The organism is Embleya sp. NPDC059237 (assembly GCF_042754105.1).
GTDB lineage: Bacteria > Actinomycetota > Actinomycetes > Streptomycetales > Streptomycetaceae > Embleya.
On sequence record NZ_JBHZAE010000007.1, the window covers coordinates 150,481 to 166,090 of the forward strand.

General features: G+C 70.6%; 13 protein-coding genes. 4 read left to right on the forward strand and 9 right to left on the reverse strand.

Annotation, left to right across the window (positions count from 1 at the left end):
- Nucleotides 1–120: 120 nt before the first annotated feature.
- The 3 genes from ACFXKZ_RS22940 to ACFXKZ_RS22950 all read right to left on the reverse strand — a co-directional run bounded on the left by ACFXKZ_RS22940 (nucleotide 121) and on the right by ACFXKZ_RS22950 (nucleotide 4,790).
- Nucleotides 121–2,685 carry an ABC transporter permease gene (locus ACFXKZ_RS22940; protein ID WP_380002788.1) on the reverse strand — a complete coding sequence of 855 codons (2,565 nt, stop codon included), beginning with the start codon at nucleotides 2,683–2,685 and terminating at the stop codon, nucleotides 121–123.
- Nucleotides 2,686–2,707: 22 nt separating this feature from the next.
- Nucleotides 2,708–3,466: an ABC transporter ATP-binding protein gene (locus tag ACFXKZ_RS22945; protein WP_078977113.1), complete on the reverse strand. Its 759-nt coding sequence runs from the start codon at nucleotides 3,464–3,466 to the stop codon at nucleotides 2,708–2,710.
- 337 nt (nucleotides 3,467–3,803) lie between these two features.
- Complete coding sequence (locus tag ACFXKZ_RS22950; protein ID WP_380002789.1) at nucleotides 3,804–4,790, reverse strand: helix-turn-helix transcriptional regulator; 987 nt, start codon at nucleotides 4,788–4,790, stop codon at nucleotides 3,804–3,806.
- Nucleotides 4,791–4,855: 65 nt separating this feature from the next.
- Between ACFXKZ_RS22950 and ACFXKZ_RS22955 the strand changes: the two genes are divergently transcribed.
- Nucleotides 4,856–5,353 (forward strand): pyridoxamine 5'-phosphate oxidase family protein, encoded by a 498-nt coding sequence (locus ACFXKZ_RS22955; protein WP_380002790.1) that lies wholly within the window; start codon nucleotides 4,856–4,858, stop codon nucleotides 5,351–5,353.
- Between the two features lie 33 nt (nucleotides 5,354–5,386).
- Here ACFXKZ_RS22955 and ACFXKZ_RS22960 read toward each other — a convergent pair whose 3' ends face one another.
- Together ACFXKZ_RS22960 and ACFXKZ_RS22965 are read right to left on the reverse strand one after the other, a co-directional pair.
- Nucleotides 5,387–7,054 (reverse strand): ABC-F family ATP-binding cassette domain-containing protein, encoded by a 1,668-nt coding sequence (locus ACFXKZ_RS22960; protein WP_380002791.1) that lies wholly within the window; start codon nucleotides 7,052–7,054, stop codon nucleotides 5,387–5,389.
- A gap of 258 nt (nucleotides 7,055–7,312) precedes the next feature.
- Nucleotides 7,313–8,053: a YoaK family protein gene (locus tag ACFXKZ_RS22965; RefSeq protein ID WP_380002792.1), complete on the reverse strand. Its 741-nt coding sequence runs from the start codon at nucleotides 8,051–8,053 to the stop codon at nucleotides 7,313–7,315.
- Between the two features lie 310 nt (nucleotides 8,054–8,363).
- Here ACFXKZ_RS22965 and ACFXKZ_RS22970 point away from each other — a divergent pair, with 310 nt between their 5' ends.
- A complete protein-coding gene (locus ACFXKZ_RS22970; protein WP_380002794.1) occupies nucleotides 8,364–9,635 on the forward strand; it encodes a hypothetical protein in 1,272 nt (423 codons plus the stop codon).
- 50 nt (nucleotides 9,636–9,685) lie between these two features.
- On the opposite strand, the gene soxR is transcribed toward ACFXKZ_RS22970, so the two are convergent.
- Complete coding sequence (gene soxR / locus ACFXKZ_RS22975) at nucleotides 9,686–10,162, reverse strand: redox-sensitive transcriptional activator SoxR (protein WP_201260865.1); 477 nt, start codon at nucleotides 10,160–10,162, stop codon at nucleotides 9,686–9,688.
- Nucleotides 10,163–10,296: 134 nt separating this feature from the next.
- On the opposite strand from soxR, the gene ACFXKZ_RS22980 reads away from it, so the two are divergent.
- Entirely contained in the window at nucleotides 10,297–11,004 is a 708-nt protein-coding gene (locus ACFXKZ_RS22980; protein WP_380002795.1) for an SDR family NAD(P)-dependent oxidoreductase, read from the forward strand.
- The gene (locus ACFXKZ_RS22985) at nucleotides 11,001–12,017 is read left to right on the forward strand and encodes an S-adenosylmethionine:tRNA ribosyltransferase-isomerase (protein ID WP_380002796.1); all 1,017 of its coding nucleotides are present in this window, start codon (nucleotides 11,001–11,003) and stop codon (nucleotides 12,015–12,017) included. Before ACFXKZ_RS22980 ends, ACFXKZ_RS22985 begins: the two co-directional genes overlap by 4 nt.
- 36 nt (nucleotides 12,018–12,053) lie before the next feature.
- On the opposite strand, the gene ACFXKZ_RS22990 is transcribed toward ACFXKZ_RS22985, so the two are convergent.
- The 3 genes from ACFXKZ_RS22990 to ACFXKZ_RS23000 all read right to left on the reverse strand — a co-directional run bounded on the left by ACFXKZ_RS22990 (nucleotide 12,054) and on the right by ACFXKZ_RS23000 (nucleotide 15,572).
- Nucleotides 12,054–12,749: a DUF6629 family protein gene (locus ACFXKZ_RS22990; RefSeq protein ID WP_380002798.1), complete on the reverse strand. Its 696-nt coding sequence runs from the start codon at nucleotides 12,747–12,749 to the stop codon at nucleotides 12,054–12,056.
- Nucleotides 12,750–12,998: 249 nt separating this feature from the next.
- Nucleotides 12,999–14,183 (reverse strand): Ig-like domain-containing protein, encoded by a 1,185-nt coding sequence (locus ACFXKZ_RS22995; protein WP_380002799.1) that lies wholly within the window; start codon nucleotides 14,181–14,183, stop codon nucleotides 12,999–13,001.
- Between the two features lie 132 nt (nucleotides 14,184–14,315).
- A complete protein-coding gene (locus ACFXKZ_RS23000; RefSeq protein WP_380002800.1) occupies nucleotides 14,316–15,572 on the reverse strand; it encodes an Ig-like domain-containing protein in 1,257 nt (418 codons plus the stop codon).
- Nucleotides 15,573–15,610 lie beyond the last annotated feature (38 nt).

Below are 15,610 nucleotides of genomic sequence, written 5' to 3' on the forward strand. Positions count from 1 at the left end.
ACGCGAAAAGAGCCCCCCGCACCGCCTGCGCAAGGCGGTGCGGGGGGCTCTTCGGTCACCGGCTCCCCAAGGGGGGAGGATGGGGAGCCGGCTGCCTGTCGGGAGGGTTGCCCCTCCGGGTCAGTCCGTCGCGATGGCGCGCAGGACGTTCATCCGTGCCGCCCGGAAGGCCGGCATCACCGCGGCCAGCAGGCCGACGATCGCCGCGGCGATCACGATCCCGACGACCGTGCCCCACGGGACCTTGAGCACGTCCAGGCCCTGGTTGGCCAGCAGGCGCTGGGCGCCGATGCCCCACGCCATGCCGAGCGCGAGCCCGACCAGGGCGCCGAACACCGCGATCACCATGGACTCCAGGCGGATCATCCGGCGGATCTGCCGACGCGAGGCGCCGATCGCCCGCATCAGACCGATCTCCCTGGTGCGCTCGACCACCGACAGCGCCAGCGTGTTGATCACACCCAGGATCGAGATGATGATCGCCAGGCCGAGCAGACCGTAGATCAGGTACAGGAACGTGTCGATCTGCTTGCCGATCAGTTCCTTGTAGTCGCTCTGGTCACGCGCCTTGACCTGCGGGAAGGGTTCGAGCGCGGTCTTGAGCGCGGCGCCGACCTTCGTCGCGTCCTGACCACTGGCCGCGTTGATGCTGACGCTCTGGTACTGCACGTTCGGGACGAACTTCTTCATGATCGTGTTCGGGATCACGATCGTCTCGCCCATGCCGATGACGTCGTCGGACTTCTTGCGGATCGCGCCGACCTCGACCGTGGTCTTCTGCCCGTTCGGGAAGGCGAGTTCGATTTTGCCGCCCAGGCCCAGGTGGTGGTCCTTGGCGAAGTCCTCGCCGATCGCCGCCTTGCCCGCCGACATGGCCGCGTCGCCGGTGCCCTGGAGATAGGTGGTCTTGATCGTGCCGTCGATGCCCGGGTCCGAGCCGAGGACGAAGTCCTTCTTGGACTTGCCGTCCGCGGTGATGACCGCGTTGGACAGGGTCGAGGCGACCACCTCGCCGACGCCGGGGGTCTTGCGGGCCGCGTCGACGATGTTCCCGGGGAAGGTCCCGGTCAGCGACTGGATGGTGTAGTCCGAGCCCAGCGACTTGTCGATCTGCTTGTCGAAGGAAGCCGACATCGACGAGGCCGCGACCGCCATACCGCTGACGAGGGCGACACCGATCATGATCGCCGACGCGGTGGCGCCGGTACGCCGCGGGTTGCGCAGCGCGTTCTCCCGGCTGAGCCGGCCCATCGAGCCGAACAGCTTCGGGTACCAGGCGGCCAGCGCCGGGACCACGGTGCGGGCCAGGAGCGGCGCCAGCACGATGAAGCCGAGCAGCGTGAACAGCACGCCCAGGCCCACGAATCCGCCACCCTGGCCACCGCTGGACGAGGTGGCTCCGGCGACCAGCGCGAGTGCGCCCAGACCGAACAGGACCGCGCCGATCACCGAGCGGGTCTTGATCGACTTCTGCGGCGGCGCGCCGGCCTCGCGCAGGGCCGCCATCGGGGCGACCTTGCCCGCGCGGCGGGCCGGGACGTACGCGGCGATCACGGTGACGATCACGCCGACCAGGTAGGCCACGATCGGGGTGGCGGTCTTGATCACCAGGGACGTGCCCTTGAGGTTGATCCCGACCGCGCTGATCAGCGCCTTGAGACCGACGGCCAGACCCAGGCCCGCCGCCAGGCCGAGCGTGGAGCCGACCACGCCGAGCAGGACCGCCTCCAGGAGTACCGAGCGGTTCACGTCCGCCCGACTCGCCCCGATCGCCCGCATCAGACCCAGCTCACGGGTGCGCTGGGCGACCAGCATGGAGAAGGTGTTGAAGATCAGGAAGACGCCGACGAGGACGGCGACACCGGCGAAGCCGAGCATCGCGTACTTCATCACGTTCAGGAAGCCGCCGAGCTGGTCGTTGGACTCCTTGGCCGTCTCCGCGGCCGTCTTGACCTCGAAGTTCTTCGGGTCGTTGAGCAGCTGCTCCACCCGCTGCTTGAGGTCCTTGTCGGCGACTCCGCCGACGGCCGAGACCGATACCGAGGTGACGGCGTTCGGGTCGCCGAGCAGGCGTTGCGAGGCGATGGCGTCGTCGAACGAGAGCAGCGCGGCGCCGGGGTTGGTGGCGGTGAAGGTCAGGATGCCGCTGACCTTGAACGTGAACTCGCCGTTGGCCCCGATCGCCCGCAGCTGGTCACCGATCTTGACGTGCTTCTTCTTCGCCGTGTCGGCGTCGATCAGCGCCTCGTCCGGACCCTTGGGCGCGGCACCGCTGGTGATCTTGACCGGCGTGCGGTCGGTCTCGAACCAGTTGGTGACGATGGTCGGCGCGCCGGAGGACGGCCCCACCGACTTGTTGTTCTTGTCGACGATCGTGAACGACTCGAGGCTGATGCTGCCGTGAGCCTCCTTGACGCCGTCGACCTTCTTGATCTTGTCGATCAGCGACCGCTGGACGACGGGCGTCTCACCGGTGAGCGCGAGGTCGTCCTTGCTGAACTCGGACTTGGGCTTGACCGAGACGTCCGACGCGGTGGACTTGAACAGCTCGTCGAAGGTCTTGGTGATCGTGTCGGTGAAGACCAGGGTGCCGGAGACGAACGCGACCGACAGCAGGACTGCCAGGGCGGACAGCACCATTCGGCCCTTGTGGGCCAGGAAGCTGCGGAACGTGGCTTTCAACATGGTGGGGGACTCTCCGCCTGTTTCAGCTGGTCCGGGCGCCGTCGAAGCGCTTCATGCGCTCCAACACGGCGTCGGACGTGGGACGCAGCATCTCGTCGACGATTCGACCGTCTGCCAGGAACAGGACCCGGTCCGCGTAGGACGCCGCGTTGGGGTCGTGGGTGACCATCACGATGGTCTGACCGAGCTCGTTGACGCTGCGCCGCAGGAAGCCCAGCACCTCGGCGCCGGAGCGCGAGTCCAGGTTGCCGGTCGGCTCGTCCCCGAAGATGATCTCGGGCCGGCTGGCCAGCGCCCGGGCACAGGCGACACGCTGCTGCTGACCGCCGGACAGCTCGGTCGGCCGGTGCTTGAGCCGGTCGCGCAGGCCGACGGTCTCGATCACGTTGTCCAGCCAGGCCCGGTCGGGCTTGCGGCCGGCGATGTCCATCGGCAGCGTGATGTTCTCCAGCGCGGTCAGCGTCGGAAGCAGGTTGAACGCCTGGAAGATGAAGCCGATGTTGTCGCGGCGGAGCTTGGTGAGCGCCTTGTCCTTCAGGCTCGTGATCTCCGTGTCGCCGATCCAGCTCTTGCCGCTGGTCGCGGTGTCGAGGCCGGCGAGGCAGTGCATCAGGGTCGACTTGCCGGAGCCCGAGGGGCCCATGATCGCGGTGAACTGGCCGCGACCGATCTGGACGTCCACGCTGTCGAGAGCGACGACTCGGGTCTCGCCTTCGCCGTACGCCTTGGTGAGCTGCTGCGCGCGGGCGGCGATGGTGCCCCTGGAGTCCGCGTCGGTCATGGCAGCCGTGGCCGTGGTCACGAGTCTGTCCCCCATGTTGAGGTGAAGGGTGGCGCGCTCCGCTCTTGCAGTGCACTCGATCACCGTAGGGGGGAGGGCGCCGCGGCGAATCCTCTCCAAGGACAGACCTGCTGGTCCTACGCAGGGAGGACCCGGGGTCCGCCAAGCGACCCTTGCCCCTAGGGGAGCCCCGTACCGGTGGGGTAGTTACCGTACGTGTGTACGCGCGTGATCACGTTGCGTTGATTCTTGCGGTACCAGCGATCCACATACGGCACGAAGTTCCCCGAATGTCCCATTCGCCACGACGCGCGCCCGAAGACGGGGCGCGTCAACCTTACGGGGGACCCGTGGGTAGGCCGTGGCGCGTGGCGATGCTCGCGCCCACGGCGGCCACCGCCCGGCGCAGACTCGGCGGCGACACCGCCTCCATCTCGACTCCCAGCATGACCAGTTGACCGGTCGCGACCTCCTCGGACTCGGCCCACAGGCGCAGCTCGCGCCACCCTTGCGGATCGGGCGGCCCGGCCGTGGCGAACGCGTCCGCGGCGACGGCCGGGCCGAACACCCGGGGCAACTGCGCGAAGCCGCACGGCGATACCCGGATCATGCAGGCGAACCGCATCAGCGAGCGGGCGAAGTCGTCGTTGTGGTGCGTCCACCACGTGCTCAGATCGAAGTCGTCGGGCCGCTCGAAGCGTTCCGGCCGGATGCTCGCGGCCACCACGCGCGAGATCCGATAGCTGCGGATGTCGACGCGATGGCGGGCGACCAGATACCAGACACCGGCCTTGAGCACGAGGCCGAGCGGGTCGAGCCGGCGGGCCACCTCGCGGTCGCGGCGGGCGTAGCGCACGTCGATCCGCCGGCCGGTCCACACCGCGCCGGCAACCGCGGCCAGGTGCGGGACGTCCTCGTCCCGGGCGAACCACCCCGGGGCATCCAGGTGGAACCGCTGCCGCACCCGGCCCGCCCGGGTGCGCAGGTCGGCGGGCAGGGTGGCCATCACCTTGGTCTGTGCCGCCACCAGGACCGTGTCCAGGCCCAGCGCGTCGGCGGCGTGCGGCGCGCCGGACAGGAACAGCGCGGCGGCCTCGTCGCCGGTGAGCCCGTCCAGCCGGGTCCGCCACCCCTCGACCAGCCGGATCCCGCCGTGCGGACCGGTCTCGGTCCACAGCGGCACGCCGGACGACTGGAGTGCGGCGACGTCGCGGTAGACGGTGCGTACCGACACTTCCAGCTCGGCGGCCAGCTCGGCGGCGGTCGCCCCGCCGGGTCGGTTCTGCAGGTGCAGCAGCAGTGCCACCAGTCGACCGGATCGCATGACACGAAAACTAACCCGGAATCCCTGCCAACGGTTGTCAGGGATGGGGCGCCACGATGGGTGTCATGACGAGTTGGGCGGAGTTCGAGAAGGCCGAACCGGAGTTCGCGGCGACGGTGCGTGAGCGGTTCGGGATGTACAAACACCACGTGCTGGGCACGCTGCGCCGGGACGGCTCGCCCCGGCTGACCGGTCTGGAGGCCGACTTCCGGTTCGAGCAGATGTGGCTCGGCATGATGCCGGGCTCGCTCAAGGCGCGCGACCTGCTGCGCGATTCGAGGTTCGCGCTGTTCGCCAACCCGGGGGAGGGGGCCGAGATGACGCACGGCGACGTCCGGGTGAGCGGGCGCGCGATCGAGGAGACCGACGAGGCGCTGAAGAAGCGCTACGTCGCGGAGACCAACGCGCCCACCCCGTTCCACCTGTTCCGGGTCGAACTCGGCGAGGTGAGCGCGGTCGGGCTCGACGGGCAGGAGATCGTGGTTCGGACCTGGCGCCCGGGCGCGCCGGTGCGTGGGGTGCGGCGGGGCAACGACCAGGAGTCGGCGCGCGCGGAGGGGTGAGTGGTGGGCCCCGGCCGCGCGCGCCGGCCGGGGCTATTGCATCGGCTCGTCCTCCGGGGTCTCGGCGTCGCCCTCCGGGGCGGGGACGGCGAAGCCCTCGCCGCGGCGCAGGGTCAGCTCCCGGGTGATCCCGATCCCGTCCAGGAACGGGCGGTCGTGGCTGACCACGACCAGTGCGCCGCGATAGGCGCCCAGGGCCTGTTCGAGTTGGCGCACCGATGCCAGGTCCAGGTTGTTCGTCGGCTCGTCGAGGATCAGCAGGTGCGGCGGCGGGTCGGCGGACAGCAGGGCGGCCAGGACGGCGCGAAACCGTTCGCCGCCGGACAGTGTGCCCACCCGCTGCTCCGGGCGGTTGCCCCGGAAGAGGAAGCGGGCCAGCCGGCCGCGCAGTTCCGCGTCGGTGGCCTCGGGCGCGAAGCGGCGCACGTTGGCCAGGACGGTGGCGTCCTCGTCGAGGATGTCCAGCCGCTGGGGCAGGTGGCGCACCCCCTCGACGTTGATCCGGACCGTGCCCGCGGCGGGTTGCTCCGCGCCGGTGAGCAGGCGGAGCAGGGTGGTCTTGCCCGAACCGTTGTCGCCGACCAGGGCGATGCGTTCCGGGCCGCGCACGATCAGGTCCACGCCGTGCGGGCCGTAGAGCGCGTCCGCGGTGTTCAGGCCCTCGGCGGTGAGCACCGTGCGGCCGGCCGGCACCTCGGTCTCGGGCAGTTCGATCCGGATCTCCTTGTCCTCGCGGACCGCGTCCCTGGCCTCGGACAACCGGCTCCTGGCGTCGTCGAGGCGGCCCTCGTGGGTGCCCCTGAGCTTGCCGGCGGAGACCTCCGCGCCGCGTTTGAGGTTGCCGGCCACGATCTTGGGGATGCCGCCCTCCAGTTGGGCCTTGCGGCCGGTGCGCTGTCGGCGGGCCAGCCGGATCTGGGCCTCGGCCAACTCGCGCTTTTGCTTGCGCACGTCGGTCTGGGCGACCCGGACCAGCCGCTCGGCGGTCTCCCGCTCCTGCTCCAGGATGTCCAGGTAGGAGCTGAGGTTGCCGCTGTGGGTACGGGCCCGGTCCGGCAACACCTCGACGATCCGGTCGACCAGATCGAGCAGCACCCGGTCGTGGCTGACCACGACGAGCACCCCCGGGTACCGGCTCACCGCGTCGTACAGCCGCTCGCGCGCGGACGCGTCGAGGTTGTTGGTCGGCTCGTCCAGGAGCAGGATCTCCGGTCGGCGCAGCAGCAGCGCGGCCAGCCCGAGCAGCACCGACTCGCCGCCGGACAGGGTGCCGACGGTGCGGTCGAGGTCGACGTGTGGCAGCCCGAGCCGGTCGAGTTGGGCCCGCGCGCGTTCCTCGACGTCCCAGTCGTCGCCGATGGTGTCGAAGTGCCGGATGTCGGCGTCGCCGGCCTCGATCGCGTGCAGCGCGGCCCGCGTGTCGGCGATGCCGAGCACGTCGTCGACGCGCCGGTCGGCGTCCAGCGGGAGGTGTTGCGGCAGGTAGCCGAGGTCGCCGGCGAGGGCGATCGATCCGGCGGTGGGGCGCAGTTCGCCCGCGATCAGCTTGAGCAGGGTGGATTTGCCCGCGCCGTTGACGCCGACCAGGCCGGTGCGCCCGCCGCCGATGGACAGATCCAGGTCGGTGCACACGGGGGTGCCGTCGGGCCAGGCGAAGGACAGGGCGGAGCAGACGATCGCGGGTGCGGTCGGAATGGACATGCGGATTCTCCCGGGACGCGGTGATGTACGGATCGCGTGGGACACCGCGCGGCGGGATCGGGAAGCACCGGGACGAGACGGTCGACAACGAAAGAGTCGACGAAAAAGTCGTCCGGGACGGCCACACCGAGGTCGAGAACGCGACCGCGAGCACGAAAGGGCTCAAGCGGCGCGATGTCCTGACCTCAGATGCGCAACGGACCATCCAGACGGACGACAATGTGACCCGGCAAGGCTACCTCGGGTGCGTCGCGGACCTCAAACGATTTCGTCGGCATTTCGGTCGCGCCGTTCCCGCAGGTCGAACCGGTAGGCGACGGCGGCGGTGCCGATCAGCAGGGCGAGCGGCGCGGCGAACGCGATCAGTACGTGCACGCGCAGGACGAGTATCGCGCCGGTGAACGCGCCCAGTGCCATCGCGATCGCGGAGAGCAGCCGGCGGCCGGCCCGGGATCCGGTGCCGCCGAGCCGGCGGATGTCGGCGGCCAGGCCGGTCAGTGTCTGGGACAACACGGTCGTGGTCAGGTCCGGGACGGCCAGCCGGCGGGCCACCGCGTTCTGTAGGCCCATGGCCAGGCCGAGCAGCAGGATCAGGGTGTAGCGCTCGCCGGTGCCCAGGCCGTGCACCGCGGCGGCGACGATCAGGGCCGCGGCGAGCAGGGCGGCCTGTACCGAGGCGCCCACCCACAGCAGGCGCACGCGGCGCGCGCCGAAGACCACGCCGAGTCGGCCGCCGCCGGCCGCACCGACCAGGAACGCGCCGAGCGCGGCGAGCGAGGCGGCCACCGACAGGCCGGGGGCGCCGGCCAGGGCGAAGCCGGTGAAGACCACGTTGCCGGTCATGTTCGCGACGAACACCCGACCCAGTTCGAGATAGCTGAGCGCGTCCACCAGGCCGGTGACCACGGTGAGCACGATCAGCAGCGGCGGCAGCGGGGCGTGTGGGTCGTCGTGCGGCGGCAGCAGCGTGTGTTTGGCGTCCCGAAGCGTCTCGCGCATCGATGTCCCCTCCGGGATGGGCCGGTTCTCGGTTCGGGCCCGGCGACCGGACCCCGGGCGGCCCCGCCCCATGCCGAGGCGAACCACCGGCCCGAGGCTATCCATTGCCGGTTCGGGACCCGTGACACCTTCGGCTGCCGTGCGGCCGCTCACACTGCGGCCGAGTGGCCGTACCCGTTCATTCCATGTGGTGGTGCCGGCCGGCCGCTCGGTGGGGCGAGTCGACGAACCGGTCGGCGGTCGATCTAGCCTGCTGTCGATTTCCCTATATTTCCAATCATTTGGGGCATTCGTGCGATCATCCCGCCACATGGCCGTCCTCGTCCTTGTCGTCGCGGTGGTCGCCGCCATCGGCTTCGTCGTCTTCGCCCGCGACCACGGGAGCGATCCCGAACAGAAGGCCGCCGCACCCGCCAAACCTCCCCAGGGATCGGCCGCCCAGGCCCCGGCGACCCTGATCGGCGACGGCTCGACCTCGAACACCGGCGAGCAGCCCAACCGGCCCAGGCCGGGGAAGCTGGCCCCCGGCGCGATCCCGCCGCAGTTCGTGGTCTTCTCCTGGGACGGCGCCGGCGAGGACGACAAGAAGTTGTTCTCCCGCTTCCGCCAGGTGGCCAAGGAGAGCAACGCCAGGATGACGCTGTTCCTGTCCGGGGTGTACGTGCTGCCCGAGGCGAAGAAGGCCAGGTATCAGCCGCCGCACAAGCCGATCGGCGCCTCCGACATCGGCTACCTCGACGACGCCCACCTGCGGATGACGCTGGAGCAACTCGGCGCCGCGTGGCGGGAGGGCCACGAGATCGGCACCCACTTCAACGGACACTTCTGTGGTCCCACCGGCGGCGGTTCGTGGTCGGCCGAGGACTGGCGCGCCGAAACGGAGCAGTCGCGCGCGTTCGTGAAGAACTGGAAGACCAACACCGGCTGGAACGACCTGCCGGCGCTGCCGTTCGACTACGACAAGGAACTCATCGGCGGCCGGGCGCCGTGCCTGGAGGGACAGAAGGCGCTGCTCGCGGCGGCGCCCTCGCTCGGCTTCCGCTACGACGCCAGTTCGCCCGGCGGGCGGCAGGTGTGGCCGGCCAAGGTGAACGGGGTGTGGGATCTGCCGCTCCAGCAGATCCCGCTGCCGGGGCGCAAGTTCGAGGTCCTGTCGATGGACTACAACGTGATGTTCAACCAGTCGCGCACGGTCAAGGGCGACCCGGCGAAGTTCGGCGAGTGGGAGGACCAGGCGTACGCGAGCTACATGGCGGGCTTCGACCGCGCGTACACCGGCAACCGGGCGCCGCTGCTGATCGGCAACCACTTCGAGGGCTGGAACGGCGGCATCTACATGAAGGCCGTCGAACGCGCGATGCGCACGGCCTGCGCCCGCCCCGAGACCAGGTGCGTGAGCTTCCACGACCTGGTGGACTGGCTCGACGCGCAGGATCCGGCGGTGCTGGCGAAGTTGCGCACCTTCGACGTCGGCGCCAAGCCGGACTGGGCGGCGCTCGGGGCGCCCCCGGTGCCCGCGGCCCCGGCCGCGCCGGGTGCGGCCGGCGCGCGAAAGGCCGCGGTGGTGCGCGACCGCTACTGACGACCGACCGACCGCCGGCCGGGCCTGGGTGTCACCCCGCCCGGTCGGCGTCAGCCGTGGGGGTGGCGCCGGTCCTCGCGCAGCAGCTCCGGCAGGGTCACCGCGCCGGAGCCGTAGCGGGCGGCCTGGTCGTCGGGGTTGGAGATCCGGCAGCGCTTCATCGACAGGCAACCGCAGCCGATGCACTGCTCCAGGCCGTCGCGCAGCCGTACCAGGGCCTCGATCTCCTCCTCCAGACGACCGCGCCAGGCTCGGCTGATCTTGGCCCAGTCGGCGGGGGTGGGGGTGCGGCCCTCCGGGAGATTGCTCAGCGCCGACCGGATCTCCTCCAGCGACAGGCCGATGTTCTGCGCCGCGCGAATGAACGCCAGCCGGCGCAGGATGTGCCGCTCGTACCGGCGTTGCCCGCCCGTCGTGCGGCTCGCGGTGATCAGGCCCTCGGCCTCGTAGTAGCGCAGCGCGGATGCCGCGAATCCGCTGCGCGCGGTCATCTGCCCGACCGTCAACAGGTCCGTTCCGGTGAGCACACCGTCTCCCAGGTCTCGTCCGAAGTTTCCGTGCGATGCGCCTCCCGGTCGCTTGACCTGAAGTGCACTTGAACTTGCAGTGTAGAGGCGCAGCCCATCACCGGGTGGGGTGTGGAATTCCCCTGGAGAACACCATGCCTGTCGCACTCGTCACCGGCGCCTCGCGCGGCCTCGGCCTGGCCCTGGCCCGCGCGCTCGCCATCCGCTCCTGGACGCTGATCCTGGACGCCCGCGGGCCCGCCGACCTGGATCGGGCCGCCCGCGAACTGCGCGCTCTGGGCGACGCCGACGTGATCGCCGTCGCCGGCGACGTGACCGATCCCGCGCACCGTCGCGAACTGCGCGACCTGGTCCGCGAGTCCGGTCGACTCGACCTGCTCGTCAACAACGCGAGCGTGCTCGGGCCCAGCCCGCTGCCGCCGCTCGCCGCCCATCCACCGGCCGACCTGGTCCGGGTGTACGAGGTGAACGTGTTCGCGCCGCTGGCGCTGACCCGACTCGCCCTTCCCTTCCTGCTCGACGGCGACCGCGGCGCGGTGGTGAACATCAGCTCGGACGCCGCCGTCAACGCCTACCCCGGCTGGGGCGGCTACGGCTCGGCCAAGGCTGCCCTCGACCACATCGGCGCGACGCTGGCCGCCGAGAACCCGGACCTGGACGTCTACGCGTTCGACCCCGGGGACATGAACACCGACCTGCATCAACAGGCGTTCCCCGGCGAGGACGTCTCGGATCGCCCGAACCCCGAGACCGTGGTGCCGGCCCTGCTGCGGTTGTTCGACGAACGTCCCGCGAGCGGGCGGTACACGGTCGCCGAGTTCGCCCCGGCGGTGATCTCGTGACCACCGCGACCGTGCATGAGGCCACCGAACCCGCCGAGGCACGGGGGCTCGCGCGGGACGGGGTCCGGCTGCTCGTGCACGCGGGGGAGCGGGTCGAGCACACCATCTTCCGTGACCTCGGACGGCACCTGGGACCCGGCGACCTGCTCGTGGTGAACACCTCCGCGACGCTGCCCGCCGCGGTGGACGGCTACCGCGCCGACGGCTCGCCGGTCACCGTGCACTTCGCCACCCGCCTCGACGAGGAGACCTGGATCGTCGAACTGCGGCACACCGACGGCACGCCCGGGCCGGTGGCGGGGGTGCGCCGCTTCGAGGCGGTGCGTTTCCCCGGCACCCGGTGCGGCATGGCGCTGCTCCTGGACCCGTATCCGCACGAGCACACCCCCCAGCGGTTGTGGAAGGCCCGGATCACCGTGCCGCACGCGCGGGTGGAGACCTTCCTGGCCGACCGCGGCCGGCCGATCAGCTACGCCCACGTGCGCGAGCGCTGGCCGCTGACGGCGTATCAGACGATCTTCGCCCGGGACGAGGGCAGCGCCGAGATGCCCAGCGCCGGGCGGCCGTTCACCCACGAGCTGGTGGTCGACCTGATCACCCGCGGGGTCACCGTCGCGCCGATCGTGCTGCACACCGGGGTGTCCTCCCAGGAGGTCGGCGAGCCGCCGCTGCGCGAGTGGTTCGCCGTGCCGGAGAGCACCGCGCACCTGGTGCGCCGGGCCCGCCGAGTGATCGCGGTGGGCACCACGGTGACCCGGGCCCTGGAGTCGGCGGTGGGCCCCGACGGCGAGATCGCCGCCGCGAGCGGCTGGACCGACCTGATGCTCGGCCCGGACCGGCCGGCCCGGGTGGTCGACGGCGTGATCAGCGGCCTGCACGCGCCCGAGGCCACCCACCTGCTGCTCCTGGAAGCGGTGGTGGGCCGGGCGGCGGTGCGCAGGGCCTACGACGCGGCGCTGGCCGAGGACTACCTGTGGCACGAGTTCGGGGACAGTTCGCTGCTGCTGCCCTGAGCCGCGGCGGCCCGGAGCCGCCTTCGGGCCGTCGGCTCACCGCACCAACTCGGACACGGGCCCGGGCGAGGAGCCCGCGCTCCCCGGTGGGGCCGGGCGCCGGGAGCGTACCCACCACAGCACGATCACGCTCGCCGCCGCCGCGACCGCACACCACGTCGACGCGAACGCGTGGAACCACAGACGCATGGTGACCGCCGCGCCGACGGCGCAGACCACGCCCAGGAACCGCAACAGTCGGTCCCGGGCCAACAACAACGAGCCCAGGGTGGCGACCAGATAGCCGGCGATCACCCACGGGGCGGCGGGAATGCCCACCGAATAGCGCACGGTGTTCCCGCAGATCTCGGCGTCGACCGGACGCGAGACGAGCGCGTGCCCGAGGGCGCCCGCGACCATCAGGCCGAGCACGATGAAGAACGTGGCCCGGACCCGCTCCCGACCCCTGGCGAGCGGCCACTGGGCGGCCAGCACCGCGAGCGGGACGAAGGCGGGCAACAGCGGGAAGGCGATCACCGCCCAGGCCTCGCGCGCGATCTCGGCGGTACCGGCCGACACGTCACCCGTCTCGCCCTGCCACACCAACGCCTCGACGAGTTGATGGGCGCCCAGGATGACCGGCAACAACGCCATCGGCAGATCGTTGATCCGTCGCACGGAGGCGACGCTCGCTATGCCGACCACCGTGATGGCACTGCCCATCACGAGGTCCGCACCGGCGCTCCAACACACGGCTGCCTCGATTCACCGGGAGGGGTGGGGTGGTCCCGTGGCAGGCGTACCCACATGGTTGGTGTGTTCAACAGTTCATACGCTCATTCGGCCCCGGGAATCGACGTGGGATGGGTCACGCCCGGGTGTAGGGCACACGTACCGCCGACCGCCCGGCACGGTTGGCGCGGACACGGTGGGCGCCGGCGGCGCCGGCGCGACGGGACCGGGTGCGGCCGGACCCGGTGTCGGGTCCGGCCACACCGTGCGTCAGTTGCCGGCCGTCCACTGCTCCCAGGTCAGGTTCCACGCGCCGTAGCCGTTGTCGGCCGCCACCGGCTTCTCCTCGTTGCCCTTGACCTGCACGATGTCCCCGCGGATCGAACGCTCGTACATCCACTTGGCGTTCTCCAGCGTCATCGAGACGCAGCCGTGGCTGGTGTTGGCGTTGCCGAACGGGTTGACCGTGGTCCACGTGTTGGCGTGCAGGAACGTGCCCGACTCGGTGATCCGCATCGCGTACGGCACGGCCTTTTGGTCGTACTCGTTGCCCAGGCCGACGGTCTGCGAGTTCATGTCGAGCGTGGGGTAGCGCTCCTCCATCACCATGATCCCGTTCCACGTCGTGTACTTGGGGTCCTCGCCCGCGGTGATCGGGATCGTCTTGACCACCTGGTCGTTCTCGGAGACGGTCATCGTGTGCGCGTTGGCGTCCACCACGGCGATGCGCTTGGTGTCCGCGATCTTGAAGCCGAAGCTCTTGAACTGCTTGGACATCACCCCGCCGCCGAGGTCCACGCCGCGCAGGTTCAGGTCCACCTTCACCTGGGTGCCGGTCGGCCAGTACTCCTTCGGCCGCCAGTCCACCCGCGAGTTGCCGAACCAGTGCCAGGCGCCCTCGACGGCGGGCGTGGCGGTGACCTTGATCGCCTCCTGGACCGCCTTGCGGTTCTTCACCGGCTGGTCGAAGGTGATCGACACCGGCTGGCCCACGCCGACCGTGGCGTCCGCGTCCGGCATGAAGGTGGCGGTGGCCGCCTGCGTCGGATTGAGCACGGTGAACGCCGCGTTGGCGGTGGTCGGCTTGTTCTCCGCGTTGACGGCGGTGGCGGTGACCGTGTACTTGCCGCCGTACATGAACGGCACCTTCGGCTTCCAGGAGTCGCCGTTCAGCGCGCCGTCGACCGCCTCGCCGCTCGCGTTGGTCACCTTGACCTCGGACACCTTGCCGCCGCCGACCGCGATCTTCACCGGGGTGCCCGGGTCGACGCCGGTGGCCTTGTCCACGGGGGTCAGGGTGACCACGGCGGGCTCGGCCGGGCCGGCGCGGTTCTCGCCGGCCGCCTTCGCCGGGTCCGCCGACTTCTTCGCGTCGTCCTTGCTACAGGCTCCGGTCAACAACAGGGTCGCCGCGACGAACGCCGCGACCCCGACACGCTGGGTGATACCGGTCATGAAAAGGGCCCCCCGGGCTAAGCCGTCCGATCAGGTGGATTCACCTGAGGGACGCCGCCGGCCGCGTGGCCGTTGCACGAGGGGCCCTGTGATCGAGGTCTCAATCGTCGTCGGGTGCGTCGCGCCCGGGGGTCACTCCTTGGTCGCGCTGCCGGCCAACCACTGGGACCAGCTCAGGTTCCACGCGCCGTAGCCGTTGTCGGCCGCGACCGCGCGCTCCTTGGAGTTGACCACCTTGACCACGTCGCCGCGATCGGCGTGGTCGTAGAACCACTTGGCGTCCTCGGGCGTCATGCTCACGCAGCCGTGGCTGGTGTTGGCCCGGCCGAACGGCGGATTGGCCTTGTCGTACCAGTAGTTGCCGTGTACGAACGTGCCCGAGGTGGTGATTCGGACCGCCCACGGGACGTCCGCGATGTCGTACTCCTTGCCCAGACCCACGGTCGCCGAGTTCATCCGGGTCTTCTCGTACTTCTCCATCACCACCATCACGCCGCCCCAGGTGTCGTACTTGGGGGACTCGCCGGTGGTGACCTTGGTGGTCTTGACCACCTTGCCGTTCTCGGTGGTGGTCATCGTCTTGCTCGCCACATCGACGGTGGAGATCCGCGCGACGTTGCTGATCGCGAAGTTGAAGCTCTTGTACTGCTTGGAGCCCGCGCCGCCGCCGAGGTCGGCGCCGCGCAGGTTGAGGTCGACCTTGACCTTGGTGCCGGCCTTCCAATAGTCCTTGGGCCGCCACTCCACCCGGGTGTTGCCGAACCAGTGCCACGCGCCGGACACCGCGGGCGTCGCGGTGACCTTCATCGCCTTCTCCGCCTCGGCCTTGTTGGTGATCGGCCGGTCGAAGCGCACCGAGACGGGCTGACCGACGCCGACGGTCCCGCCGTCGGGGAAGATCGAGGCGGTCACCTCCTTGCCCAGCGTCTGGGTGGTGAACCTGGTGGAGATCGTGGTCGGCTGGTTGTCCGTGTTGGTGGCGGTGGTGCTCACCGTGTACTGGCCGCCGGGGGTGAACGGGACCTTCGGCTTCCAGGACTTGCCGTCGGGCGACAGGGTGCCGTCGACCTGTTCGCCCCGGGCGTTGGTCACCTTGACCGCGGAGACCTTGCCGCCCTCGATCGCGAAGGTCAGCGGATCGGCGAGGTCGACGCCGGTGGCGCCGTCCTCGGGCGTCATGGTCACCTGCGGCGCGGCCCCCTTGGCCGGCTCGGGGGGTTTGCCGGACTCGGTACCCGGGGTGCCGCCGGACGCGCCGGGCGCGATCTTGGATTCGCTGCCCGCGTTGCTCGTCTTGTCGCCCTTGTCGTCGCCGCCCAGCAGCCCGCAGGCCCCCGTGAACAGGATCGCGCCGGCGATCAGAACGGCCGGAACGGTGCGCCGTCGCATCGCTTTACCTGCCACGTTTCGGGATTCCCTTCACAACG